The sequence below is a fragment of the Microcystis sp. CS-574 genome (assembly GCF_028329095.1).
In the GTDB taxonomy this organism is placed as follows: Bacteria; Cyanobacteriota; Cyanobacteriia; order Cyanobacteriales; family Microcystaceae; genus Microcystis; species Microcystis ichthyoblabe_A.
The window spans coordinates 1-26,202 of sequence record NZ_JAQMSY010000253.1; the positions used below are offsets into that span (position 1 = coordinate 1).

A 26,202-nucleotide genomic window follows, 5' to 3' on the forward strand; every position below is an offset into this window, starting at 1 on the left:
CACCCCACACCCCACACCCTATCCCCTATTTCTTTAACCAATGACTGCCCAACTTTTAACCGCTTTAGTGGTATTTGTCCTCGCTTCCTTTGTCGGTTTCGAGGTGATCAATAAAGTCCCTCCCACTCTCCATACACCCCTGATGTCGGGAGCCAATGCAATTTCAGGTATCGCCGTTGTCGGTGCGCTCCTCATCGCCGGAGGCACGGATTGGCACGAATTAACCGTAATTTTAGGGTTAATTGCCGTTATTTTGGCGATGGTTAACGTGGTCGGTGGTTTTGTCGTTACCGATCGAATGCTGCAAATGTTCAAGAAAAAAGAGGCTAAATCATGAATAATGCCCTGATCACAGGGATCGAGTTATCCTATCTACTCGCCGCCATTTTATTTATCATCGGTCTTAAACAATTATCTTCCCCCGCTACCGCCCGTCAAGGCAATTTTCTGGCTGCCATCGGGATGCTAATCGCCGTTATTGCCACCTTAATCAATCAAGAAATCCTCAGCTATGGTTTAATCGCCGTAGCGTTGGTGATTGGTTCAATTATCGGCCTAGTTTCGGCGCAAAAAGTCCCGATGACAGCTATGCCCCAAATGGTGGCGATTTTTAACGGTTTAGGCGGTGCTGCCAGTGCTTTAATTGCCATGGGCGAATACTGGCGTTTACTGCAAAGTGGTGAAAATATTGCCTTTGACTCGATACTGATCGCTATTTTGGGTATATTGATCGGTGGTGTCACTTTTACCGGTAGTGTCCTCGCTTTTGCCAAATTACAGGAATTAATCAGTGGTGCACCCGTAACTTTTCCTTTCCAGCAACCCTTTAACATTCTCTTACTACTCACCTTTTTAGGGGGTAGTGTCTATCTCTTTTTTAATCCCACCTCGATCGATGTTTTCCTGACTTTGGTGGGACTTTCCCTAATTTTCGGGGCTTTATTCGTGCTTCCCATCGGCGGCGGCGATATGCCCGTGGTTATCTCCCTCTTAAACTCTTTTTCGGGACTTGCCGCCAGCGTAGTCGGTTTTATCCTGATGAATAGTATGTTGATCATCGCCGGTGCTTTGGTGGGTGCGTCGGGGATTATCCTAACTCAGATCATGTGTAAAGCCATGAATCGATCGCTGGCTAGTGTACTATTTGGGGCATTTGGTACCGGTGCTAGTGCTGGAGGCGAAGCGAGCGCCACTTCTAGCCTCGATAAATCGGTTCATGCTATTGATTCAGAAGAAGGGGCTATGATGCTCGGTTATGCGCGTTCTGTGGTGATTGTACCAGGTTACGGCATGGCAGTGGCCCAAGCACAACACGCAGTGCGAGAATTGGCTGAACAGTTGGAAAAAAATGGCGTTGAGGTTAAATATGCTATTCACCCCGTGGCGGGAAGAATGCCAGGACACATGAATGTATTATTGGCCGAAGCTAATGTTCCCTATCCGCAGCTCTACGATATGGATGATATTAATCCTGAGTTTGAGCGCGTCGATGTGGCGTTAATTATTGGGGCGAATGATGTGGTTAATCCCGCTGCCCGTCATGATAAAGCTAGTCCGATTTATGGAATGCCGATTCTGGACGTGGATAAGGCACAGCACACGATCGTGATTAAGCGCAGTATGCGATCGGGTTTTGCCGGGGTAGAAAACGAATTATTCTACAATCCTAAAACTTTTATGCTCTTTGGTAGCGCTCAAGATGTGGTAGCACAATTAGTATCACAAGTCAAGGATTTGTCATAATTCTTGACAAATAGGACGGGGTGAAAACCCCGTCTTTTTTTTATCGGATTTTTCAGAGTTTAAAGATAATCAAGAACTAATTCCCCTTTGCTCACTTTTTCGGTAATTAAAGTTCTGACTAACTCTAATTCTTCCAGGGTCACTTTACCATCAGACCTCATAGCTAGAGCAATTCTTTCCCTTTCCCCTTGAGTGATCACGCCATCAACACTAGCCTGTTCGATAATAGCGCGCAACTTTTCTAGTTCCTGATGTTCTTCGGCGGTTAATTCTGCTTGATTAGGACGAGATATTTCCATAAAAATTTCTCCTTGAGTGATCAATACAAACTTGATAATTTTTTTCTAAGTAGTAGAAGCCATGGCAGTTATCCCCAGTCAGGATCAGGAATTACGGACGATGCCTAATCAGTTTACACTCCATATTTGCTCGGAAACCCTCTCAACAAATACGTTTGTATTAAGAAACATTAATAAAGCTGAGAGCCTTGACTATTGCCTCTGATCTATTCCCTTGCCTCACGGTTAACTTTAATTTTGTTCGACCACTTAGAGTTGGCGAATACATTATAGCAGTTATCTTAATGGTGAGAGAAACGCTGTAGTATAACTTTGTGTCTTTGTGCTTGACGAAAAAAGCTGTCTTGTCCGCTCCAGAAACTAGGTTAATTTAATCTAATTCTACCCCCAAAGCTCGCAATTTTGCCTCTAGCATTTGCCCTCTTTGTTCAGCAGTTTCTGCCCGTTACGGAATGGGAATGTTTTTTAAACTTAGGGTAGCCTTTCTTTACTTTAACTTTATTTTGGCAATTATCGTAAAAACGAGTAATTGCCCGCAAGGTTCTTTCTACAGCAGTCTGGCAAGCATGGGAGTTTAAATCATCAACAAATTTAAACTCTTTTCTTAATGCTGTGTTGTACCGAAATAACTCGGTTTTGCCAACACCCCGATTATCCATCCAATAACGCAGGACTTTATTCCGAACAAATTGGGTTGTCCGTATTGCTTCGTTAATGGCTTCTATCTGATTAGGTTTTGGCTTAACCTTGCATTTTAGTACAAACATTTTGACGATGCTTGACCGAGTATCAACATCTTAATACAAAATTCCTTAAGTTGACAATACATATTTATTTAAAGCTGCCCGACCCTACACTAAAGGAAGGGTTTGTACCCAAATTTTCGATCAAACTAATCCTATTGAAAGATTAAAAAGGGTTTTACCATTATTCAGCAAGCCCTAATTTAGGTTATACTTCTGGCTGAATGGAAATTAATTTTGCACCATTACAAAATGTGAGACGGGGACGATCACGGAGTTACAGAACCGGTTAGGTTAAGATAAAATACCAGTGGTCGCTTTAATATCACCTAAATAGTCGGTTTTTTGTGTCTTTCCCTCGACTATCGGCTGCTACCACTGGTTTGCTGTTGTTTGTTGTTGTAATCTGAGGAAATATAGTTCTTGCGTTCCCAAGCGCCTGAACTGCATTTATCTCTCTAGTAAAAATTGTAACAGACAATACCCATTTTGTGTAAAAAAAAGTAAACGATTTGGTAAAAAATTATTTTTTGCGGTAATCCTCAACCCTCTGAGGACAGCCCCAGATTACTGTTTCCTGTTTGTAAACCACCATACCGGGCTTTGCGCCCTTGGGTTTATAGACGTATTTAGGACGGGTATAGACAACGGGAACCTGTTCACTATGGCGAGCGCGGCTATAATAAGCGGCGTAATCGGCGGCAAATTGCAGATCGGCGGCTTCTGGAACTGTACCGGGACTTAAACGCAGTAAAACGTGACTACCAGGGATTTCTTGACTATGAAACCAGATATCGTAATCGCTGGCACTACGAAAAGTTAGCCGATCATTTTGACGGTTATTTCTGCCAATCCATAATTCGACTCCAGAGGGAGTAGTAAAGCGCATGGGTTCGGATTCTTTATTATTCGTCCGATTACGCTGGTAATTGCTTTCTAGATACTTCTGTTGAATTAATTCTTCTTGTATCTCGTCTAATGCCTCTAAATCTTCGCTGCTGCTATAATTTTCTAGTTGACTTAAACTCGATCGCACCTGTTCGAGATAATTAATTTCACTGACCACTTCCTCTAATAAAGGTTCCACCGCTAACCTGGCCCTTTTTAATTTCTGATGTTGTTTATACAAATATTGGGCATTCTGCACGGGATTTCTTTCGGGATCGAGAGGAATAATGACAGGTTCTCCTGTTTGGAAATCCGCCAAAGTAATGCTAGTCATTCCCTGCTGTATTTGCTGTAAATTTGCCATTAATAAATCCCCTTGCTCTTTATAGCGATCAGCATGAGCAGATTCTGCTAGTCTTGTTTGAAATCCTGCCGCTTTAGTTTGCAGTTTAGTCAGTAAAGAGGTGATTTTTTGGTTTAATTTTTGCTGTAGTTGTCGAAAGTTTTCTTGATTAATTTGGTCGCTATAATAACGGTTTAATAATTCTTGGACATTTTTAGCCGCTGCCAGCATCTCCCCACCGATAACTGTATAACCTTCTCTCGTCCATCCCGGTTGAAAGGTTTTATTTTCAAGGATTTTTAACCATTCTTGCCAGGCCGAAAAGAGCTTTTCCCAATCATTATTATCTAACTGATCCGTGTTTAATTTTGGGTTAATTTTGGCTTTTTGTAACAGCGATCGAGCGATAACGGGACTAACCCCACGATAGGTACTAACTAGCTGTTTTTCGATAGTTTTAGGGATTAAACTAACTCGGGTTTGCCAACTGCTCAAGGATTCTTCTAAACTGGGATTTGTTGCCAATAAAACGGGGGGTAGTTGATAGGTTTGTCCCGTTTGTACGGTGCGAACACTAGACTGGGTAGCATTAACTTGATGGGCAACGGTGACAATTTGATTGTCAGCCGCAGTTAAAATGACATTGCTATATTTGCCCATAATTTCTATATACAAATGCCACAGCGCCGGATCATCGGGACGTTTGGCAAATTGCAGATCAATGACTCTTTCCCACGGGGCAACAAATGCTAATTTTGTCAGGGCAAAACCATTGAGTTGATGACGCAATTGATCGCTGAAAGTGAAGGTATCAGGGACTTTCGGCGGTGGATCACCAATATGCAGCCGCGCCCCTTGGGGATGCCAAGAAATAATTAACCATCCCTTGCGATCGAAGGTTCGTAAATGGAGGGCGATGGTTTGGCGATCAATTTGATACACTTGTTCTAGTCTGGCTGGCAGCCAAGGGGCGGCAATTTCGGCACAAGTGGCACTGAGGGTGGTAAAGTCTAGGGATTGCATTTTCAGGATTCAGGAAATCTTCTCGATGCCAAAGGTGGCACCGCCAAGCATGAAAATATAATAGCTTCCCACTAAGGCTAAGACAAAAAAGTTGTTTCCTCAATTAAAAACAGATTTGGTGTCAGAATCTATCGGTGGAGGTATCCCAGTCTTAGCCGAAAAGCTGAGGAGCGCCTTTTCTGAGTTTTCTCTGGATGGCTATTAGCAACTGCACAAGCGTCCATCTTCCATGTGAACAATGCGATCAGCAATATCTAAAATCCGATTATCGTGGGTAACGAGTACAATAGTACGGCGCTGTTCTTTGGCTAAACGTTGCATCAAATTTACCACGTCTCGTCCCGTTTTACTATCGAGGGCGGCTGTTGGTTCATCGGCTAAAACTAATGGGGGATTACCGGCCAAAGCTCGTGCGATCGCTACCCTTTGTTTTTGTCCCCCGGATAAGCTATCTGGATAATAGTCGATCCGATGTCCTAAGCCGACTTTTTCTAATATCAAAGCAGCGCGTTCTTCTGTTTCCCGTCCGCCGAGATGTTCCTGAAGCTCGATCGACATTTGTACATTCTGTCTTGCGGTTAGAAAGGGTAACAAATTATGGGCTTGAAAAATATAACCAATTTGACGGCGGGTTTGGACTAATTGTTCTTCACTAGCCCCCCGTAATTCTTTTTCAAAATGCTGTAAGCTTCCTTCTTGAACAGAGCGTAGGCCACCGATTAAGGATAGTAAGGTTGTTTTTCCGGAACCAGAGGGGCCAGTTAAAATAACGATCTCTCCCGCTATGATTTTTAGGTTGATCTGAAAAAGAACTTGTTTTTTCAGCTTTCCTTGACCGAAATAGTGATTGAGGTTTTGAATATCAATAACGTCCATAGACCGCTTTGTTCCTTGAGATGAGGTATAGATATTTGTTTCTTTTTTCTAAAAAATATCCGCCGGATCGGCATCTTGCAATTTTTTAACAGCAGTGGCTCCCGAAACGAAGGCCATGACTAAGGTTAAGATAAAGACAAAAACCGCTCGATCAAGCGACATATTGACAGGTAATAAGGTGGCATTTTTAGTAAACTCATATTGAATATTAGCGATCAAAAAACCTGGAATATATCCGAGAACAGCAATTAAAAAAGCCTGTTGTAAAACCATTGATAAGAGATAGCGATGACGATAGCCCATTGCCTTTAGGGTGGCGTATTCTGAAAGATGTTCCGAAACATTTGTATAGAGAATTTGATAAACTACCACCACACCAACAATAATTCCTAGAGCAACTCCTAGGTTAAAAATAAACCCGATCGCCGTGCTAGTTTGCCAATATTTTTTTTCAAAGTTAACAAATTCGCTTTTCGACAAGACTCGAACATCTTTTGGCAAGTATTTTCTGAGTTTTTCTAGGGTTTTTTGAATATCTTGATCTGGTTTTAGTTTAATCAAACCCACATCAATAAAGCCTTTTTTGCGATTATCAAAAATTCGTAAAAAATTTATATGGCTAGTCACTAAATTTCCATCGGAGCCAAAGGAAGTCCCAAACTGAAATAAACCCACCACATTAACCTTGCGATTTCCGTTGGGATTTCCCAACTCTGTGCTTACGCTTCCATCCCTGCGAAAATCTTGGGCAATTGTCCCGAATTCACTACGAGAACCCTGATCAAATAATACCGTATTAGGCATTTTTAATTTCTCGATATTTTCGGTAATTCCAGGCAAATTGAGTACGGGGTGTCTCAGATTAATACCAAGGACAAAAATATTACGCCAATAATTACGAGTATTAGGATTTTTCCATTGAGCAAAATCGAGATAAATCGGGCTAACGTAATCGACTTCATCAAAAGCAAGTGATTGTAAAAGTCGTCGTTCTGGGAAACTTTTCATCGCAATTAAGGCAGTCGAGCGAGGACTGATTAAAAAAATATCTCCTTGTAAACTTTGATGGAAACGAACGGCACTATCGAAGAGAGCATCGCGAATCCCCAACTGCATAAAAATAATCACCACGGAAAAAATTACGCCTGAAAGAGCCACCAGTAGACGAACTTTTTGATGCTTTAGCTGTAGCCAAGCCGTGGCTAACTTAGTGCCTCGTTTCTGGAATAATTTTCGCTTATTCACTTGGTTTCTCCTTGATTTTGGGCATTGCTATCCTCAATTACCACCGTCACTTCCAAATTGCTTAAGCCAGATACTTGGGTGCTCGATTCGGGGGTAAGGCGAATTTTCACTTCCACTACCCTGGCATCGGCATCGGCTACCGGATCAGTACCAAGAACATTTTGCCGGCCCACTTGTAAACCAATTTCGCTAACAACTCCCGTTAATTCTCCGGCTAAACCATCACTCCGAATCGTAGCGGTTTGTCCGACGCGTACCCGTTGAATGTCTGTTTCATAAACTTCTGCGCGAACATACATTTCCCCAGTTTCACCTAAATCAACAATCCCCTCATTGCCGACAACTTCTCCGGGCCAGGTACGAATTTTCAGAATTTGACCGCTTTTTGGTGCTTTTACATAGGCTAGGTTTAATTCGGCTCGGGCCCGTTTTACCAAGGCTTGATCAGATATTAATTGGGCTTCGGCAACTTGGACATCGACAGGACGAACTTCGGCGACCGCTTCTAAAGCCGCTTGATTGGCTTTGATCTCTTGAGCAAGGGTGGTTCGGGTGCGATCAAGATTGGCTTTGGCCTCCTGAATACGTTGCTTCATGGTGCGCTCAATTCGATTCAGATTCGCTTCCGCTTCTTGTAAACTTTTAGCTATGGTTTCGGCTTGTAGACAAAAGCGGTCCCGTTCTTGCTCCGGTACAGCCCCATCTAGGTACAGGGTTTGATAACGGCGGCAATCCGTTTGTGCGTTGATTAATTCGGCCCGAATTCGTTCGATAGTTGCCTTTCGGGCCGAGGTTTCCCCTTGTAACTCCGCTTCTAAACTGGCAATGGTCGCCTGTTGGGTAGCAATCTGTCCCCTTAATTCCGCTCGTGTTTTTTGGAAACGAGCATCTTGTGCGGCCACATCTCCCTGTTTTGCCCCCGCTTTAACTTGCGCTAAACGGGCCTCGGATATTTTCCTCTGGGCTTCGGCTTGGGTTAAAGCGGCTTGAAGGCGCTCATGGTTGTCTAAAATTGCGATAATTTGACCATTTTTCAGATGATCTCCTTGTTTTACTAGGAGTTGGGCTACCCTCGTTCCCTCCATGAAAGCAGGGGCCGAGATTTTAATCACTTCTCCCTTGGGTTCGAGATAGCCTCTGGCGGAGATAGCAGTGGGACTAATCTTCGATGGGGAATAAATCGCCGCCGGAGCGGGGCTATTCCCTCGAAAACGTAAGAGAAAATAGGTAGCACTCGAACCAGTTAATATAGCAACTGTAATGACAGTAACACTTGTTATCCAGCCTCTAGGTTTCACAAAAAATGCAGATTTAACCATTGTTTAGTTGATTCTAACCAAAAAATAAGGGCAAAACAGGAAACTACCGAGACTGTACAAAGGCCGACGGGGAAGGAGTTAGGGATTTTTTCGGATCATTCGACCGATGAAAGCAAGGGCAGAAACGAAGAATATAGCCCCACCGGTAGCTGGTTCGGGGGTGGACTGTAAGCTCGATTGAGCAACGGCGGCGATTGCTCTTTGTCCGGCGGTCGAGGGATGGAGTTGATCCCAAAAAAAGTAACTATCGGGATCACTACAAACACTCACAACCGGATTAGTGACTAGACAGGGTTCTGTTACGTTACTAAACCCAAAACGAGCGGGATTGGCTTGTAATTGGTTGAAACTATCCCAGAAATCTAGAGTCATAATTTTTACCTGGGATCCAAAGGTTGTTTGCAAATGGTTGATTCGAGTAAATAGCAGCTCTCGATGCTCTGTGGTGAAGTGATTGAGAGCCGCTTCTCGTCCGGTCCCTTGCACAAGAGGCACTTTTCCTAAATCGAAAAGATTACTGACCATGATTTGGCTGGCCCCCATGCCAACAAGAGCGCGAATAGAAATTTCTAGATTGTTCACCGCCTCTACTGGCTCAGTGATGCCGCCAAACACATAGTCATTAGCTCCGGCAGCGATGATATATAATCCCCGAGGATCGGCGACCGTTACGCTATTAAGATATTGATTGACTTGCGTGAGGACTCCTGGCCAACTTGGATTAATCGTGTTCAGCGTCCCCGTATTCGCTCCGCCAAAAGCAAAATTGGTGGCGGCATTAACCGTTAATCCCAGAGATTGGGCTAGATATTCCACCCAAACCGGGCCATTGGTAAAACGTCCCTCGGCATACAGGGGAACCGGTGGAAATGCTCCACCAGTAGCCTGATACACTCGACCTATATCTACGTTGCTGTCACCAAAAACATAGATTTCATCAATGTTAAAGCTACTCGCTTGAACCGAAGATTGTATTACTCCTGCACAGAGTAAGGAAAGAGAACCAATCCCAAAAGCTTGAAAGGTTATTGTTCGGAGAGGATGTGTCCTCAACCAATATTCAGGAAAAATAAGCGAGACAGATAACCTTTTACTTGTGGACATATCTTGAGGTTTTCGGAAATAAATAAAAACACATTTTCTGAGAAATGCTATTAAAATTGAGCAAAACAATTCCCTAAGAAGTTATTTCCTCTGGCAATTGACAAAAAGTTACCACGATCTGACAAGAAGGAATTCCATTGGCTAAAAATAGATAAAGACAAGCTCGTTCGGATGGTTTTTTTGACCAGCAATAAACCGGGATACCTTGTTGATTAGATGCGGGTTGCTCTGAAGCGTAAATATCGAGAAATAGGGGAGTTTTTCTTTTTTGGTCTGAATTGAGAGGACAAAGAGCAGCAGCGAGGATAAAAATAGAGCCAATTTCACTTAAGCGTCTTTGCTCTAACGAAACTAGATTGCCAGACTGTAGAGATGCTAATTCTTTTTCGGTCAGATTTAGCCCTAACGATTTGACCCCTTGATGAATTTCTTCATAGGTAAACATGACTTTTTCCGAGTAATTCTTAAGAGCAAGAATGGAGAGTTGTCAGGAAATAAATAGGTGGCTATTAATCATATTACTTGATCATCCTAGCCGCACCTATTCCTAGAAAACACCCTTGATAAACACGGCTAAAACCAAGGGTTTAAAGAAGATTGATATTGATAATGTTTAAATTCCTCAGTTGTGCAAGCAATTTGATGATTATGAGGAATTTTTTTCATCTTTAATCGATGATAAAATTCTCCGAACGAGGCGACCCCTGACAAAAGCAAGAGTCGCAGGAAGTGATAGAGATGTTTAGGAGCTATTACTCCCCCCAAACCAAACCCCTTCCACTGAAAAACGAGATACCAAATCGCTCCATAGAAATGAGTGTATTTGATGCTCGTAAAGATGTTACTACGAAAAGGCTCATATTGAACATTTTCTAGGAAGCTATCAAAATGGACTAGCGGTTGATAGTCACCTAGTAGCTGATCCCCTCGATAACAATCCAGTAAGCCTAGGTTAGCTTTTCGTTCAACTAATTGATTTAATTGTTCGTAAATCTCGACAAAAAGTGAATTGACTGTCTGACGATGAATCTTGACAAATCCCTCAATAAAGGAAACATTAAGATGCCATTTTCCCACATACAGGGGTACCAAAATTCCGAACCACCATATGTACTCGAAATAGATTCGCCAACTCATGATACTGGCATGACCGAGTTGAGTTTTGTGATCGCGCATAAGTTGATTCACTCCTTCCGCTTGTGCGAGATTAAATTGGTTGTAAGCTACGCGTTTAACCTCGGCATCTGCTTCTCCTGCTAACTTCGATCGAATGACTTCAGTAACACTTTCGATGGCAAAAGTGGTCAGGGATGTACCCATAGAATAAAAAGCATCGAAAATATAAGCCGCATCCCCAATCACATACCAATTATCTGCCGAAAGAACTTCCTTACTGGTGTGAGCGATTCTCGGCCAGTAGTGAAAATCGATCTTCTCTCCACTGCTCAATAAATCATAAAGAAGTTTGTGATTAGCTTTGAGAAATGCGTAAAACTTCTGTTCTTGATTTAGATAATCGGCGGGAATAATTTCATGATGATGGATAACTCCGATCGAAATTTCTTGAGTGTCTGTGTCCGTGGGAATCATCCATAGCCAATGACCTTGCCCGAACCAGTGATTAGTGGCATAGTAGTGACTACAGGATGTGGCTTCTGGATCATAGCCAGAGTGAAAAAGAGTTCGATCAATATTTTTAACCCGTACCCATGCCGAACCCGTATTTACACCACAAAGATGCTCCGGATCGAAAATAACATTATCCGTTTTTTTGCCGATAATAAATTGACGACCAGCGGCATCTACTAAATGTTTAGCGGTTAATTCAATCACTTCATCGTGCAATTTCACCTTGACTTGATGGGGATCATTTCCGGGATGAATAGTAACATCAACGACACGACCATTATAAAAATCAACTCCCATTTCCTTATTCATTCGTAACAGATCCCGCTCAAATTTAGCTCGATTCATTTGGCTAGAGGCAAGGGGGGGCTGTCGATTCGTCCAAATATGGTAGTAATCCTCGATGGTATCGGTTTTGTGAGAATCTTTTGGCCAGTGAAAATTTAAGCCAAATTTGGGAGGATGATTTTCAATCATGTATTCGTAAAGACCCAACTCTTTACAAATAAATAAATTAGCAATTTCTACCGTTGACTCGCCAATTTTTAGATCCTTATCGCTACGATTTTCTGGACGAGGATCGATTAAAGCGATCTTGATATTGGGAACCTTAAGCATCAGGTGACGGGCTTGGCAAACGCCCGCAAAACCAGCACCCATAATCACAACATCATAGACGAATTGCCGAACAGAATTAGTGGTTTTCATCATGACAATTACCGAGAACAGGAGTAAATAGAGACAGTGGAACAGAAAATTTAGCTGATCGTGCTAACAATGTGGGCTGGTAACAAAGAATTGGCTTCAGATTGGAGCAGAGGTACCGCTCCCCTGGAACCCTTTTTCATCTCATTTTTCACACGAGCAATATAAGGCTCATAATCCACTTGCATTGTGTGACGGGCTGAATAACCGTAACGTTGACAAACTTGTTCTTTTTCTTGGAAGATTTCCCGTTTCATTGTCCTAGAATCGGGCAACTTGTACTCTCCTAATAAGTATTGACTAATCCACTGACTTTGTAATTCAGCGATCGGCATAACCGGACCGATCGGTTGTAATAGGCCAATAAAAAATAAATCGCGATAGTGAGGGTGAAAAACATGATGGAATAGTTGTACCTCATTATTTTTAACCTCGATCACTTCTGAACGGAAAAAAGGAAAGCTCACGTTATAGCCAGTGCAATAGATAATTTCATCCACTTTTTCTCGGCTTCCGTCCACAAAGATCACTCCATCTCCATCTAACTTTTGAATGTTGGGTTTCGGTTTCACTCGTCCGTGAGATAGGGCGGAAAAAATATCGGAACTGATGGTAGGATGAGCGTGCATATAAGGATGATCGGGATCGGGGAGACCATACTGGCTTAATTTTCCCACCTGCAATTTCACCGCAAAAGCTTGAATTTTTAATTTCCAGGAGAACGGTAAAAAACGAGGAATTGGCGCTAGATCAAGCGGGGTTCCTAAAACGTGTTTAGGAATAATATGAAAGCCGCGTCTTACGGATAAGTAAGTATTTCGAGCAATCCGAGATACTTCAACGGCAATATCCATCGCAGAATTGCCAAAACCGACTACAACAATATTTTTATCCTGATAAATTTCCCCACTCTTATAGTAATGACTATGGGTTTGTTTGCCCTCAAATTCTCCAGGAAAAGACGGGTTAGGCCAACGAGGATTCCAGTGGTGTCCATTGGCAACAATTAGGGCCCGATAATTATGGCAAGATTGATCGTCGAGAGTAATTTGCCAACCACCCAATTCTAGGGGTTCAGCTTGAACGACTTTTGTTTGAAAATGAATATGGGGCTTAAGGCCAAAATGCTCGGCATAATCATCAAAGTATTGAGCGATTTGACTGTGATGCGGGAAATTAGGATACTCCTCTGATAAAGGATAATCGGAGTATTGCATCAGTTGTTTGGAAGTGTTAATATGCAGGGAGCGATAGGCACTGGATAAACCATTGGCATTGTTATAGACCCAAAGACCGCCCACACGGTTACTCATTTCATAACAATCAAAGGCAATTCTTCGCTCTTTTAAGACCTTACAAGCTGCGATGCCTGAAGCACCAGCACCGATAATACATACTCGATCGAGCAGGGGATTCATCGTTCTATGTTCTCCAGAGTTTCAAAATTTCACTCGAAAAAGTCAGGGAGGAAATCAGGGGTACCCCTGATTTCCAGAGGAAATTTAATGTTGTTCAACTACTCGATAATGATGTTCCAGAACCGCCGGAAAAGCACCCCGTAGGATGGGCAATAAACGCTCTGTCCAATTCATAAAAACATTCGGTTGGGGACGCTCGATCGCTCGGGCAATTACTGCCGCCACCGTATCGGCTGAAGCCATCGGCACTGGAGAACGACCATCAATTAAATGCCCGGAACGCTTTTGGGCAACTTGCCAAAATTCTGTCTGAGTTTCCCCAGGACTCACCAAAACGACTTTAAATTGATGGCCCATCTCGCGGCGAGCAACGGTGAGTAGGGATGAAACCGCGCTTTTCGAGGCACTATAAACCCCGTAACCCGTGGGCAAAGCATAGGCAACGACAGAAGAAACGCCGACAAAAACACCTTCGTGAAGATGGGGAGCGCTAGCTTGTAAGGTGTAGAGTAAGCCGAAGAGATTCACATCGAATAATTCTCGGGCTTCCTCCTCGCTGGTTGCCAAAATCGGCTTTGTAATGCCGAATCCGGCGTTGGCTACGGCGGCATCTAAACCCCCTAACCCGGCGAAATGATTGATCGCCTCGAATTGTTGGCGACGGTCGCGCACATCGAGAGGATAAAGGTAGGCCTTACCCCCCGCTGCCTGTACTTGTTGGGCAACCTGTTCTAGCTTATCTTGACGACGGGCTGCTAATCCTAAAATATGACCCTCTTGCGCTAATTTAATCGCTAAAGCTTGGCCAATGCCACTAGAAGCACCAGTGATGAAAATACGTCGCATAATTCCTCCTAAGATTGGATAATTGAACAAGAGCAGGGATATTTTTGATGAGAGAGAGAGAAAAGAAATCAGCTTTTTCTCGGGGGGTAAACATTGTCTGAACGGGGTAACTTACCCTAGAAAATATCTACACTTGCAAGGGAACTTTTTCCGCTTCCATTTCCAGAGATTTAGTATCTACTCCCTCGACTGTCCAAGGTTGAAGGGTATCCCCATACTGATACTCTCGAAAAGCCTGTCTCATTTCGGCGATCAATCGGCTTTCACTGCCATGATTCCCAGTTAAACTATAGATGATATCTCCCAGACCAATGTAAATAGAGGTGGTCAATAATTTTGCCATTGTCCCCAGAGAACGGGGGTGGCAAACTTGGGACAGACCGCCACTTTTCCATTGCAGTTTTAGATACCAAATGGTCAGATAGAAGAAGGTTTTCTTCATGCTGGTAAATACGCTGGTTTGTTTTGGTTCATATTGGGCATTTTCGAGGGCGTGGGTATAACGCTTAGGGGTGTGATAGTTCCAAATCAGTTGATCACTACGGTAACAATCCATTAAGCCGATATTTTTCTTTTCGTCCACCAGTTGATCGAACTGATCGTGAATTTCATAAACTAGACTTCTGAGGGTTGTTTGGAAAGTTTGGACGAACTGGGGGATAAACTCTAAGTCTAAGTGCCATTTGCCCACAAAAATGGGGATCAAAATGCCAAACCAAATCATGTTTTCAAAGTAAATTCGCCAACTCATAATACTGGCATCTCCCAAGTGACGACTATGGTTATGCATAAAGAGATTAATCGAGTTGATCAGAGTCAGATTGAATTGATTGTAGGCTTGGCATTTTTCCGCCGCGTTGACTTCTCCGGCTAACTTGGCACGAATAATCTCTGTAATACTATCGATCGCTGATACGATCATCGTCGATCCGAGAGAATAAAAAGCATCAAAAATACAAGCAGAATCGCCAATCACATACCAATTATCGGGAGAGTATAGGGTTTTACTGGTGTGAGCGAGCCTCGGCCAGTAGTGGAAATCAATATTCTCGGCACTGGTGACCAATTGATAGAGAATATTATGGTTTGCCTTGAGAAATTCATAGAATTTTTCCTTACTATTGAGGCTTTCACTGGAAATATAATCATGGTGGTGAATCACACCGATCGATAATTCCATTGTCTCTATATCAGTGGGAATCATCCATAACCAATGACCTTTACCAAACCAGTGATTGGTGGCGTAGTAATGACTACAGCTTGCTCCTGTGGGGTCGTAACCAGAATGAAAAATTGTTCGATCGACATTTTGAACCCGAACCCAAGCTGAACCAGTATTTACCCCATACAAATCCTTAGAATCGAAACTAATATTATTAGTTTTCTTGCCGATTAAAAATCTTCTTCCGGCCGCATCTACAAGATGCTTACCCTGTAACTCGATCGACTCGTTTGGTAATTTAACCTTAACGGTATGTAGTTGATCATTCGGGGTCAAATCGATATCCACTACCCGGCCATTATAAAAATCTGCGCCCATTTCCCGATTCATTTTCAGCAGATCGCGTTCAAATTTCGGGCGATTTAGTTGCGTCGAAGCTAAATCCGGTTGCCGATTTGCCCAGATATGAAAGTAATCATCGATAGTTTTTGTCTGATTATTGCGCTTGGGCCAGTGAAAATTCAGACCGTATTTCGGGGGATGATTTTCAATTAAATATTCGTACAATCCTAAATCTTTGCCAAAAAATAGTGTCGCTACTTCAACTGTAGATTCTCCTAATTTGAGATCCTTTTCTGTCCGATTTTCGGGACGAGGATCAATCATAGCGATCCGAATATTAGGAATTTTGAGCATTAGATGTCGAGCTTGACAAAGGCCAGCTAACCCGGCCCCCATAATAATTACATCGTAAGGGCGATTAGACATATTTTTCACGGTAACAACTCCTAGGATTTAAAAAACTTTGGTGGCTTGAATATAGCCGCTCAAGAGATAGGAAAAAACTGATTTAGGGAATACTTCAACTTCGCTAGATTTTTTTCTGGAAAAATTCGGCCAAGAAATTGAGCGATCGGCTCAGAAAGCGTCTTGAATAGTCGAAGGTAAAAAACTGGGTTGAAATTGGCCTTGTTGATCGGCAAGAAGCCAAATTACATCCTGTTCTCCCACGGCAAGTTTCTGGAAATTACCCGCCGCATCCTGACGGAAATACTCGAAACCTAAGGTCATTCCCCGTTCAAATACAGCCCTCAGTTGCATAGAAACGTGAATTTCTTCAAAAGGGAGAGCTTCTCGTAAATAGTCAATCTGACTACGAAGACAACGAAATTCTCCTCGTTGGCCAGAACGTCCATAGAATTCGGGGACTAGGGAGTAACCGAAACGATCACGTAAACGACCTTGCCAATCACTATAGATGGCGAAGTTAATATTTCCGATCGCATCCGTTTCTTCTAACGAGGTGAGAAAGGATTCTTGCCGGAGTAATTTTCCTTTCTCGCGGGGATAATGGCCGCGGTAGAGTTCCTTGCCCATGGAGAAAAGAGAAGGAACTGGCGAAGTTTGAATCGGTTCATAAAGACCCGCCATAAAATCCGCTAAAAACTGGGGCAGGGGGTGAATTTTTGAGCCTTGACTAGGAGAAATTTCTGTCCAAGTCATGGTTAAAGTACTATGGGCAATTTTTGCTCGTATCTCTTGCTCTGTCACCCGAAACCAGTCGTAACCAAAATTAACAGTTGATCCAGAAACTTCCTGCACCCAAAAATGAACTTCTACTTGATCCTGTAGTCCTAAATCTCCAAAAATCTCTACTTGGCTACGATTGGTTACCATTCCCCACCGTCCCGTTTTGAGATATTCCCCCAAGGTATGACGGATCGGTTGAATTGCCCGGTCTCGTACTTGTCCCATCCAGTGAAAGAAGTAGGAAAAATAAACATTTTGGCTAATGGTTGCCGTTTCCTTGTAACCCACAGGCCAGCGCCAGATTAGTTTTTGCAAGGGAGTGGAAACGGTGGTTTGGGGAGGGGAGGAAATGGGAGTTGAATTGACCACCACCGCTACCATTCTTTGAGGATTGCGGGTAAGTTTCACCGGAAAGGTAAGCACAGATAAAGACTGACCGGCAACGAGGCCTCGAAATAAAACATTTTCTCCGAGAGATCGTTCTAAAACTAAGTCGATGTCCATGGCTTGGGTAGCTTTCCGGAGAGCTTCTAGGGCGGCCCAGATGCGAGTTGCTGCCTGGTCGATCGATTCTACTCCTCGAGCGAGTAATTGTTGAAGTAGAAGTTCTCGTTTAAAACTCAGTAAAGCGATCCAATCTTGGGGACTTCGTTGAGTAATGGGGGCGATATCGCACCCTTGCCGACCATAACCGGAGACACACAGACAGAATTGCTCATCATGGGATAGGGAAACCCCGACATTTTCCACTCCCGCTCCTTGCAGAATCGGTTGACCTGATGTTAACCACTGAATTTCAGGAGTTTGAGGGAGTGGTAAACCATCAATCCCCGGGGGAAGAGTTGTTCCAGAAGTGATCGAATATAGCGGTGCTTTCATCGTTTTCCCTGGTTCCCAAGAATCAACGGCGGAAGTAATCGTATCTTGTCTGAATTTGCCCATCTTGAAACATTCTCCGAAACTAGGTGGAGAGAATGAGACGTTTTTCGCACCATTCTCCCGGAATGATTAGGAAGGATTGAGGAAATTTCCGACTGTTTTGGCGAATAAGGGAACTTCCTGTTGTCGGCGCTCACTGCTGGGTAAATTTTGTAAACCGGGTTGATAGGTGAGCGCTAGGGTTGGGGCATCGATCCCGAAGGCTTCGGCCGACTGTTTCAATTGTTCTTGTAATCGCCGTTCGTCCCGTTGACCAGGATTGGCGATTTCCTCCGCCGTGGGATTGTCGCCTCGATGTTCTAGAATCCTTAACTGATAACCTTCTAACGTTTCCAAAACCTGCCCCTGCTCGTTGACTGCCGTGACAGTGGTACGATACTCTTTGCCCTCGCGTCCTTCATTGATAGCTAGTCCAAAACAGGATTGGTTCCGGGGAATTTGGTATAGATCAATACGATCAATGCGGATGGGTAAACAGATATCTTGAGGGATAATCGGTTGTACTGATTGCAGAAGAGAGTCGCGATAGTAGGGATCACCGAGGAGGAACGGGCCATCGGCTCGATCGAAGGTTTCTTTTTCCGCTCGTTCGCCGCCTACTTGGGTGGAGAATAGGAATTCTTTCGAGTTGAGACGATAGACATTTTTCAGTCGTTGAAAACGGCTTCCTTGAAAGAGTAACCAACCGTAAAGATCCTGTTTGGGGTCAAGATCTAGGGGTCGCTCGGGTACAGTTACCGTGGAGAGGGGAACTTCGGCGCTTTGATCGTCGAGAATCAAGGTGGCGGCAAAATGGGCGATGGTAAACCCTGTCCGTTCCGTACGGATTTCGGCGCGCACTTGTAGCGGCTCAAGAGGAGATTTCTTTTCGAAAACTCGCGCCCAAATTTCGATCTCTACTCCCTGTTCGGGATCGACAACGATCGGTCGCTCTAAGCGGATATCTTGCAGACGAAGCCGAGAAAATGCTGTTTTTTGGCTGACATAGAAGGCGGCCTGAGCCATCGCTTCTAAACCGAAGACAGTGGGGAAAAGATAGGAACCGTTATAGATATGATCCCGAACATAGGAGTCTTGAGTGAGGGTAAGACGGGTACGGAAACCCACTTCTACTCCCAATTCGATGGTGTGAATATTCTCGATAAATGAGAAAGAGGCGGGGGGTTCGTAACGATGGGTACGCCATGTATCAAAGCCCCGTCGCATGGTTTCCACGCCGCCCAATTTGGACGTGACCACTACTTGAGAATCGCCGGGATCTTTAAACATCAGTTCTAAGAATCGATTGACTCCATCTTCTGTGGGCATGGCCTCAATGCCCATCCGGTTGAGATTCCGAACCGTTCCCATGCGTGCCCCCATGCCCACTTCTGACCAGACGCTAAAGGCGATCGCCAAAACCGACGTTTCTGGGTGTCTTTCGCCAAAGTTGCGAAGTAGAAGGTCGAGGGATTCATTGGAAAAGCCATACCAAGTATTCCCGGGTAATCCCAAAACCGCACTAATGGAGGAGAATCCGACAAAAAGTCGCGGCGGCATTTCTTCTAAGGCTTCCATTAGGTTCAAAACGCCCAGGACTTTGGGGGCTACTTCCGATTTGGCCTCGCCGAGAGTGGAATTTTCCACCCGACGGGGTTTGTTTAACGCCGAACCATGAATCACACCGGTGATCGGGCCTAGCTCTTGGCGAACACGAGTAACTAGCTCTCGGACAGCGATCGCATCGGTGACATCACAGGAATAGTAACGACAGATCAGCCGTTCTTCCGCAAACGCCCGTAGGGTTTGGGCGATCTCGCGCGCACTAGCATCAAGGGGATCATCTTGGGGATGGGGAGAACGCCCCACAAGGGCGGTTTTGACTCCAGTGAGTCGAGCGAAAGCGATGGCACATTCGGCGGTAATTCCCTTCGCACCACCGGTAATCAATACCACGTCCTCCGTTGACCAAGATAGGGAACGGGAAGCGTATTGGGTGCGATCCTGTACTTTCGGGCGAGGAAGGCGACGGATCGATTGTTCATCGTAGCCCACGGCTAAATAGGCTTCTTTGCGTCCGATTTCACCAATGATGGTTTCGGTCAACGCGGGCGAGGGGTTTTGGTTGGGTAAATCGATCACCCGTACCTTCAGATCTGCCCGCTCTAAATGCAGACTAGCGGCAAAGCCCATCGTACCGCATTGTTCCAGATTGCTCATTCCGGGTAAACGACCGAAGTGACCTCCCCCGAATTGAAGATAGGCGACGGTGACATATTCCCGTTCTAATTGCTTGGCACTGAGGGGAGTGGCGATCGCTCTAAGGCGAGACATAGCTCGTAGTAATCGCGCCGAGGAATCGCCATCCCCTCGCGCTTTTTGCGGCAAAATTCCCAAGAAGTGCGTATATTTCGGGTTTTGAATCCCTCCTTGCCAGGCCATTTCTTCGTAGGTGATCTTCTCGACCATCGCACCCTTGTCTTGCCAGTGCTTCTCCAGCATCTGCACCCAATCCGTTTCTTCCGATTCCGCGACGATGAGAATGCGCGCTTCTGGCCAATTGTCGTAAGCAAATAAATTGGCGGTTTCCCAGTTTTCTCTTTCCTCTGCCGGCAGCTCGATCGCTTCTTCGGGGGAATATTCTACTACGAAGTTACGAACCCAAGGAGAAGAGCTAGAAGCTAGAGAGGGAGCGGTTGGGACGGGTGAAGGATTGTCCGTCCCGAGCGATTGACTATGTTTGGCTAAAATCTCAGCGATTTCGCTCAAGGGGGCATTCGCAAACTGAGCGGGGTCGAGCTGGCCGGCAACGCCCAACTGTTTCGCCGCTTCCGCTACTAATTCTGCGGTTTTAATGGAGTCTAAGTTCAGGTCATCCAGTAAGCGCGATTGTAGGGACAAACTATCGATCGGAAACCCCGTTTTTCCGGCAACCAATTCTAGCAAGAGGCGAGAAATCGTTTGCACATCCTTTCTAGATTCTGTAGTTACCACTGGATTCGGGGTAGAAGGCTCCATTGAGGTAGGCATCACTTCTCGCACGGCTTCGAGAATTTCTTGAAGAGATGCGTTCGCTAGAGTGGTCGGATCCACTTTTCCCGCTACCCTGCACTCCTTGGCAAAATCCGCGATTAATTCCCCTCCCTTAATAGAATCCAAATTTAAATCATCTAGCAGTCTTGCTCCTAGGTGAATAGTATTTTCGGGAAATCCCGTTTTCCGCGCTACTAAAACAATTAATTGGGTTTCTAAATTGGCAGGAGGTTGGCTGGCCACGGTGGGTACAGATTTCGCGGGAGCAGCATCGACCATAACCGGTGGTTTTATCGTAGGATTCTCTGGGATTGAAGCCGAAAAAGAATGCGTCGGACTTTTCCCATTGTTCGGGATATCTGAAGGCTTAAAGTTACTGCCTAGAGACTGTAAATCGGCGCGGATTACTTGAGCGAGAAAGGAACCTCTTTGCTGAAAATAAGCTGAGAGAATTTTGACAATTCTCTCATTCATTTGTTCGTTGGGAGAAAGTTTTTCGTGAGTCATGGTATCATCCAGCGAATAGGTTTACAGGAAAGAGAGGTTTTCTAAATCAGCCCGAATTAATTCGGCTAAAAATGAGCTTCGTTGCGAAAAATAATGACTGAGAAGGTCACTCATTTCCTCTGTGGATAAAGCAGGTAAGTTCTCTAGAGAAGCTGATTTAGATGTGGTTTGAAGTGGAAAAGGGATGATTTGATCGAGTTCCTCACGCTCGAAATCGAAGGAACGCTCACAAGGATTATCAATGAACAGGCGTTCTGACGCTGGAATAAATGGACGAATCAACCGATTTTCGTAGAAAAAATTCCAATTAATACCAGTTCCTTGCACAAATATCGCCGCAATTGCTGTATTCAGATCTCGTGTATTACCCACTTGAGATTCTAGGGGCAAACAGAGGGGAACTTCAGCGATTTCCGCGGTCAATCCCGAAAGAACTTTTCCTGGACCCACCTCCAATAAGAAGTCACATTGACGAGCAATCTGTTGGTATAGAGAAATAAAATCAACTTGTGCAGTAATTTGGTCAGCGAAGTGTTCTGATAGAGAAATTACTTGGGAAACTTGCTGTCCTGTTTTACTAGATACTAACCACAACTTCGGCGTTGGATATTCCGCAAAAGAGCAAGTTTGGCGAAGTTTTTCCGCCGCCGCCGCCACCATTTGCGAGTGAAAAGCGTTAGCGACGGGTAATTTTTTTCCTTGAATCCCTCGCACCAAAGCCCTTTCAAGAACCGCCAAAACACTATCGACCTCACCCGAAATCACTGTTTGCCTGGGGCTATTTAAATTGGCGATTGTCACATATCCCGCGACTCCTCGTAGTAACTCTTCCGCTTGAGAACGGGAACAAGCTAAACTGGCCATTGTCCCTGTAGTGGAACTACTCTCCGTCATCACCTGTCCCCGGAGGGCGGCGAAACAAAGTAAAGTTTTTTCGTCATAGCAATCCGCCGCTTGGAAGGCCGTTAATTCTCCTAAACTATGACCGCCCACAGCCACTGGTTTAATTCCTAATCGCTGTAAGTATTTCTGCCATAGTAAGGACACAAAACAAACCGTTTGTGGGGCGATTTGGGTCAAGGCTTGGAACCAATTTTCCACCTCTTCGCGATTGATGGCTCGATCGAGAGGACGGTAGATCACCGGACCGATCGGCACAAATCCCGCTTCTTGCAACCATTGATCGGCTTGGGAGAGAAAATCCTGCGCCCAGGGGTAACGTTCCACCAACATCCGCGCCATATTTAAACGTTGTGAACCTTGGCCGGGGAAGAGAAAGCCGATTTTGGTTCGTTGCACCTTTTCGGCTAACCAAAGATCCTTTTGGGGAGAGACGCGCATTTCTCCGCTTCTAAGGGGGGACTCTGTGAGCAGTAGGGAGAGGCGATCGAGTCCCGTGGATAATTCCCCGGGAGTTGCTGCGATCAGGGCGGCCCTCGTAGAGCAGTGTTCAGGTAATTCTTGCGCCAATTTAGCCGCTAAATCGGGCATTTCTGCCAAACTCATGCCTTCTACTCGCGGTTTCAGCTTTTCGACGATTTTGAACAGGTCTGTCGTTGAATTCGCCCCAAAAACAAATAACTCTGTATCTTGGTTAGACACGAATAAAGCCCGTTCGGCTATGCCAGATTTGAGACGAGTTGTCGCCGGATCGCCGGAAGAAAGGGTCACATGGGAGTTAATGCCCCCAAAACCCATCGCCGACACTCCTGCGCGTAAAACCTCCGTTTCTGGGTAGATTTCCCCTAGTTGCACTGGATATAAACATTGGGCGCTCTCCTCGAAAACGGGATTCGGTTCTTGACAGTTAACGGTAGGGGGAACGATCCGCTGATTAACCGCCATGACCGCTTTAATGAAACCCCCGATCCCGGCCGCCGCTTTCGTATGACCAACTAGGGATTTAAAAGAAGTCATGCCACAGGAACGAGGGGGGGCAGGTTTCGAGGCGTTCATGGCTAGGGCTACCCCTTCAATTTCAGCCCGATCGCCTACGGGGGTTCCGGTTCCATGTCCTTCAATAAAATGAAGAGACTGGGGACTATAACCGGCTTTTTCGTAAGCTCTTAATAGGGCTTTGGACTGTCCCACCTTAGAGGGTGCGGTAATGCCTCCTTTGCCGTCGGAGGACAGAGCCCAGCCGTCCAACAGGGCATAAATGTAGTCGCCATCGGCCTGTGCGTCCGCTAAGCGTTTGAGGACAACAAAACCACATCCTTCTCCTGGAACAAAACCACTGGCTCGGCGATCATACACTTTCATATCCTGGCTGGTTAAGGCGCCGGTTTTGGCGAAACCAATTAATTCAAAGGTATCGAGACTGATATCAATGCCACCGGCTAAGGCCATGTCTAAATCGCCATTACTTAAAGCATTGGCGGCAGTGACAACGGCGATTAGGGAGGAGGAACAAGCACCATCAACCGTATAACCACCACCGTCAAAATTAAAAAAGTTACAGATTCGTCCGGCTATGGTGTTGGACAGTCCCCCAGCTAGGGTATCTTCGGTAATGGGTGGGAAAACGGATTTATAGAATTTCTCCATTGTTTCGAGAAGTTCTTCCACAATTGTTCCAGACAGTCCTTTGACTTCGGCAGCAGCCCGCAAGGCTCTTCGTACGTAGGGCCAACGTAACCGCATCACATTCGATCGAGTATGTTCTCCAGTTAAGGAATTGCCGAGAATGACTCCAGTTTTCTGGGTGGGAACGGTATCTCGACGATACCCAGCATCTTCGATCGCTTTGTCGGCTATTTCTAAGGCTAACCAATGCACGATGTCGGTTCCATCGACCGTTTTTTTGGGAACTCGACGATTAATCCAGTCGAATTGAAAGCCATCAATGAAGGCCCCGCGTGTTCCGTAGGTTTTATCGGGAGTGGCGGGATCGGGATCATAATATTCCGAGAGTGGTAAACGTTGATCGGGAAACTGGCGAAATTGACAACGACGCGCTAAAATGTTCTCCCAAAGTTCGCTTAATTGTTTGGCACCAGGGTAATGGCAACCCATTCCGACAACGGCTATAGGATGGGCGATTTTATCGCTTTGAGTTTTCGGCATTTTTTTCCTTGTTTTGAGGACAATAATTGTGTTTGATAACTATCTGGTTATCCTAGGAGCGGGGGAACCCAGCCAGGTCTTTTTTCGGTATTTCCCGAAAGCTTATGATTTATTGTCATTTAGCAATTACAACTATCTTATTGGCACTCAAAATAACCTTGATAAAATCACGGTATATAAGCCAAGGTATTCAATTATTCAAAGGATTTTCCAGAGAAATGTTAAAGGGAAAACTTTAGCATCTACTCTATAGTTGTAACTTGTTCACAAGTATATGGGTAAGTTTCAGCAGTGACAATCGAAGTTTGGGATGTTAAGGGAGAAGATAAGCGGCTCTTCTGGAAGTTTAGGATGTTAAGCAAGAAGATAAGCTGCTCTTCTCGACTTTGTGTGATCATCAGTGCTGATCATTCGTAGGAGTCTTGGCGACGGCAAGGCTTTGAAGAGTCAATTCGGGAGCATCTCATTTATGCATTAGACAAGGAAAATCAAGCTCTGCGGGAAAAGATAGCCGAGCTGGAGAGGAGACTGGGATCAAATACTCAGAATAGTTCTCAGCCTCCTCAACAGACGGACTTAAGAAGGAACAAGGAACAAACAAGTTTTTACTCAAGTTCTCAAGGGGGAAGTTCTGGTTTTTTCCTAATTTGTCAAGACCTCGGTAGTTACGTTACTTTTTACTTTTATAAAAGGGTTTTTTAACGACGGTAGCGGGGTAGGTACTGCCGCGAATTTCCACTTCGAGCGCTTGTCCGATCGAGGCGAAAGGTGTGGGAAGATAGGCTAAAGCGATCGCTGTGTTTAAAGTTGGTGATAAAGTGCCACTGGTGACTTTACCCACCACTTCCCCAGCGAATACTACTGGATAATCGTGACGCGCGATATGTTTGCCGGACATCTGCAATCCCACCAAGCGCCGATTGACACCATTAAGTTTTTGGTCTTCGAGGACATTGCGACCGATAAAATCGCTTTTTTCTGGCAGATGAACCAACCAATTTAAGCCAGCCTCTAGGGGACTCGTGCTATCGTCGATATCCTGTCCATAAAGGGCTAAAGCTGCCTCTAAACGCAGGGTATCCCGGGCCCCCAAACCGCAGGGAGTCACCCCTAAATTTAAGAATTCTGTCCAAAGTTGCTGCCCGATTTCAGGGGGGGCCATAATTTCAAACCCATCTTCTCCCGTGTAACCGGTCCTAGCGATAAAAACTTTTTCCCCGAAAAGCTGGCTTTCCCAGTGATTAAATAGGCCAAAATCGCTTAATTTTTCCCCGATCAAGGGCTGTAAAATTGTCGCTGCCTTTGGTCCTTGCAGGGCAATTAAGACCCTTTCTCGCGATAAATCCTTTAATTTGACCCCCGATCCCTCTAAATTGCCTAAAATCCATTCTCGATCTTTATCGGTGGTTGAGGCATTAACAATTAATACGCCTTGGCTTTCGCTTTGGTAGTAAAAGATAATATCATCGATTATGCCACCGTCTGGGTTAAGTAAAACGCTATACTGTGCCTTTCCTGCCCTTAAACGGGCTAAATTAGAAGGAACTAGGGTTTGGAGAGATTGAACCAGATTATCTCCAGTTAAGATAAATTTGCCCATGTGGGAAATGTCAAACATCCCGACACCGTTGCGGACAGCATTATGTTCGATTTTTAGGCCGCTAAACTGTATCGGCATCTCCCAACCCGCAAAAGGGGTAAATTTGCTGGTTTGTTGGGCAATTAAGTTGTATAAGGGGGTACGAATAGCGGGGGAAGTTGCTTCTTGGTTAGCCACGGTGTTCTCGATCAAATGGTTTTCTGCCTAG

The 26,202-nt window shown here is 44.8% G+C and carries 18 protein-coding genes and 1 pseudogene; 3 read left to right on the forward strand and 16 right to left on the reverse strand.

The window, feature by feature from the left end; all coding sequences use genetic code 11:
* Positions 1-40: 40 nt before the first annotated feature.
* Positions 41-337 (forward strand): NAD(P) transhydrogenase subunit alpha, encoded by a 297-nt coding sequence (locus tag PN470_RS20650; RefSeq protein WP_002733247.1) that lies wholly within the window; start codon positions 41-43, stop codon positions 335-337.
* Positions 334-1,743, forward strand: coding sequence for an NAD(P)(+) transhydrogenase (Re/Si-specific) subunit beta (locus tag PN470_RS20655; protein ID WP_002733654.1), 1,410 nt, complete (start codon positions 334-336; stop codon positions 1,741-1,743). Before PN470_RS20650 ends, PN470_RS20655 begins: the two co-directional genes overlap by 4 nt.
* A 59-nt stretch (positions 1,744-1,802) precedes the next feature.
* On the opposite strand, the gene PN470_RS20660 is transcribed toward PN470_RS20655, so the two are convergent.
* The 15 genes and pseudogenes from PN470_RS20660 to PN470_RS20730 all read right to left on the reverse strand — a co-directional run bounded on the left by PN470_RS20660 (position 1,803) and on the right by PN470_RS20730 (position 24,394).
* Positions 1,803-2,042 carry a hypothetical protein gene (locus PN470_RS20660; protein ID WP_002794195.1) on the reverse strand — a complete coding sequence of 80 codons (240 nt, stop codon included), beginning with the start codon at positions 2,040-2,042 and terminating at the stop codon, positions 1,803-1,805.
* Between the two features lie 446 nt (positions 2,043-2,488).
* Positions 2,489-2,809 (reverse strand): annotated as a pseudogene (locus tag PN470_RS20665) (RNA-guided endonuclease TnpB family protein); the annotation flags it as partial.
* Between the two features lie 499 nt (positions 2,810-3,308).
* On the reverse strand, positions 3,309-5,039 hold the full coding sequence (locus PN470_RS20670; RefSeq protein WP_272105019.1) for an Rqc2 family fibronectin-binding protein: 1,731 nt from the start codon (positions 5,037-5,039) through the stop codon (positions 3,309-3,311).
* A gap of 201 nt (positions 5,040-5,240) precedes the next feature.
* Complete coding sequence (locus PN470_RS20675; protein ID WP_002734055.1) at positions 5,241-5,915, reverse strand: DevA family ABC transporter ATP-binding protein; 675 nt, start codon at positions 5,913-5,915, stop codon at positions 5,241-5,243.
* A gap of 48 nt (positions 5,916-5,963) precedes the next feature.
* Complete coding sequence (gene devC, locus PN470_RS20680) at positions 5,964-7,160, reverse strand: ABC transporter permease DevC (RefSeq protein ID WP_016517232.1); 1,197 nt, start codon at positions 7,158-7,160, stop codon at positions 5,964-5,966.
* Positions 7,157-8,479, reverse strand: a complete 1,323-nt coding sequence (locus PN470_RS20685; protein WP_002753531.1) for an ABC exporter membrane fusion protein — start codon at positions 8,477-8,479, stop codon at positions 7,157-7,159. Before PN470_RS20685 ends, devC begins: the two co-directional genes overlap by 4 nt.
* Positions 8,480-8,557: 78 nt before the next feature.
* The gene (locus PN470_RS20690) at positions 8,558-9,583 is read right to left on the reverse strand and encodes an SGNH/GDSL hydrolase family protein (protein ID WP_272105020.1); all 1,026 of its coding nucleotides are present in this window, start codon (positions 9,581-9,583) and stop codon (positions 8,558-8,560) included.
* Positions 9,584-9,656: 73 nt separating this feature from the next.
* Entirely contained in the window at positions 9,657-10,028 is a 372-nt protein-coding gene (locus PN470_RS20695; protein ID WP_002753524.1) for a hypothetical protein, read from the reverse strand.
* A 128-nt stretch (positions 10,029-10,156) separates the two neighbouring features.
* A complete protein-coding gene (locus tag PN470_RS20700) occupies positions 10,157-11,920 on the reverse strand; it encodes an NAD(P)/FAD-dependent oxidoreductase (RefSeq protein WP_103112240.1) in 1,764 nt (587 codons plus the stop codon).
* Positions 11,921-11,967: 47 nt separating this feature from the next.
* Positions 11,968-13,332 carry a flavin-containing monooxygenase gene (locus PN470_RS20705; protein WP_103112241.1) on the reverse strand — a complete coding sequence of 455 codons (1,365 nt, stop codon included), beginning with the start codon at positions 13,330-13,332 and terminating at the stop codon, positions 11,968-11,970.
* Positions 13,333-13,416: 84 nt separating this feature from the next.
* Positions 13,417-14,178, reverse strand: a complete 762-nt coding sequence (locus PN470_RS20710) for an SDR family NAD(P)-dependent oxidoreductase (RefSeq protein WP_016517237.1) — start codon at positions 14,176-14,178, stop codon at positions 13,417-13,419.
* A gap of 127 nt (positions 14,179-14,305) precedes the next feature.
* Positions 14,306-16,117 carry an NAD(P)/FAD-dependent oxidoreductase gene (locus PN470_RS20715; protein ID WP_272105021.1) on the reverse strand — a complete coding sequence of 604 codons (1,812 nt, stop codon included), beginning with the start codon at positions 16,115-16,117 and terminating at the stop codon, positions 14,306-14,308.
* A gap of 141 nt (positions 16,118-16,258) precedes the next feature.
* Positions 16,259-17,812 (reverse strand): thioesterase family protein, encoded by a 1,554-nt coding sequence (locus PN470_RS20720; RefSeq protein WP_103112243.1) that lies wholly within the window; start codon positions 17,810-17,812, stop codon positions 16,259-16,261.
* A gap of 66 nt (positions 17,813-17,878) precedes the next feature.
* Positions 17,879-21,328 (reverse strand): SDR family NAD(P)-dependent oxidoreductase, encoded by a 3,450-nt coding sequence (locus PN470_RS20725; RefSeq protein WP_272105022.1) that lies wholly within the window; start codon positions 21,326-21,328, stop codon positions 17,879-17,881.
* 21 nt (positions 21,329-21,349) lie between these two features.
* Complete coding sequence (locus tag PN470_RS20730; protein WP_271939643.1) at positions 21,350-24,394, reverse strand: type I polyketide synthase; 3,045 nt, start codon at positions 24,392-24,394, stop codon at positions 21,350-21,352.
* A gap of 465 nt (positions 24,395-24,859) precedes the next feature.
* Between PN470_RS20730 and PN470_RS22450 the strand changes: the two genes are divergently transcribed.
* Positions 24,860-25,096, forward strand: a complete 237-nt coding sequence (locus tag PN470_RS22450; RefSeq protein WP_370445054.1) for a DUF6444 domain-containing protein — start codon at positions 24,860-24,862, stop codon at positions 25,094-25,096.
* Here the strand turns inward: PN470_RS22450 and gcvT are convergent.
* A complete protein-coding gene (gene gcvT, locus PN470_RS20735; RefSeq protein ID WP_103112284.1) occupies positions 25,065-26,171 on the reverse strand; it encodes a glycine cleavage system aminomethyltransferase GcvT in 1,107 nt (368 codons plus the stop codon). The genes PN470_RS22450 and gcvT overlap by 32 nt on opposite strands.
* Positions 26,172-26,202 lie beyond the last annotated feature (31 nt).

Excerpts from the sequence above, each read along its gene's own strand:
- PN470_RS20675 (WP_002734055.1), bottom strand. The coding sequence starts at position 5,915 with ATGGACGTTATTGATATTCAAAACCTCAATCACTATTTCGGTCAAGGA.
- PN470_RS20730 (WP_271939643.1), bottom strand. The coding sequence starts at position 24,394 with ATGCCGAAAACTCAAAGCGATAAAATCGCCCATCCTATAGCCGTTGTC.
- PN470_RS20655 (WP_002733654.1), top strand. The coding sequence starts at position 334 with ATGAATAATGCCCTGATCACAGGGATCGAGTTATCCTATCTACTCGCC.
- PN470_RS20670 (WP_272105019.1), bottom strand. The coding sequence starts at position 5,039 with ATGCAATCCCTAGACTTTACCACCCTCAGTGCCACTTGTGCCGAAATT.
- PN470_RS20720 (WP_103112243.1), bottom strand. The coding sequence starts at position 17,812 with ATGGGCAAATTCAGACAAGATACGATTACTTCCGCCGTTGATTCTTGG.
- PN470_RS20710 (WP_016517237.1), bottom strand. The coding sequence starts at position 14,178 with ATGCGACGTATTTTCATCACTGGTGCTTCTAGTGGCATTGGCCAAGCT.
- PN470_RS20685 (WP_002753531.1), bottom strand. The coding sequence starts at position 8,479 with ATGGTTAAATCTGCATTTTTTGTGAAACCTAGAGGCTGGATAACAAGT.
- PN470_RS20705 (WP_103112241.1), bottom strand. The coding sequence starts at position 13,332 with ATGAATCCCCTGCTCGATCGAGTATGTATTATCGGTGCTGGTGCTTCA.
- PN470_RS20660 (WP_002794195.1), bottom strand. The coding sequence starts at position 2,042 with ATGGAAATATCTCGTCCTAATCAAGCAGAATTAACCGCCGAAGAACAT.
- PN470_RS20700 (WP_103112240.1), bottom strand. The coding sequence starts at position 11,920 with ATGATGAAAACCACTAATTCTGTTCGGCAATTCGTCTATGATGTTGTG.
- PN470_RS20650 (WP_002733247.1), top strand. The coding sequence starts at position 41 with ATGACTGCCCAACTTTTAACCGCTTTAGTGGTATTTGTCCTCGCTTCC.
- PN470_RS20725 (WP_272105022.1), bottom strand. The coding sequence starts at position 21,328 with ATGACTCACGAAAAACTTTCTCCCAACGAACAAATGAATGAGAGAATT.
- PN470_RS20690 (WP_272105020.1), bottom strand. The coding sequence starts at position 9,583 with ATGTCCACAAGTAAAAGGTTATCTGTCTCGCTTATTTTTCCTGAATAT.
- PN470_RS20695 (WP_002753524.1), bottom strand. The coding sequence starts at position 10,028 with ATGTTTACCTATGAAGAAATTCATCAAGGGGTCAAATCGTTAGGGCTA.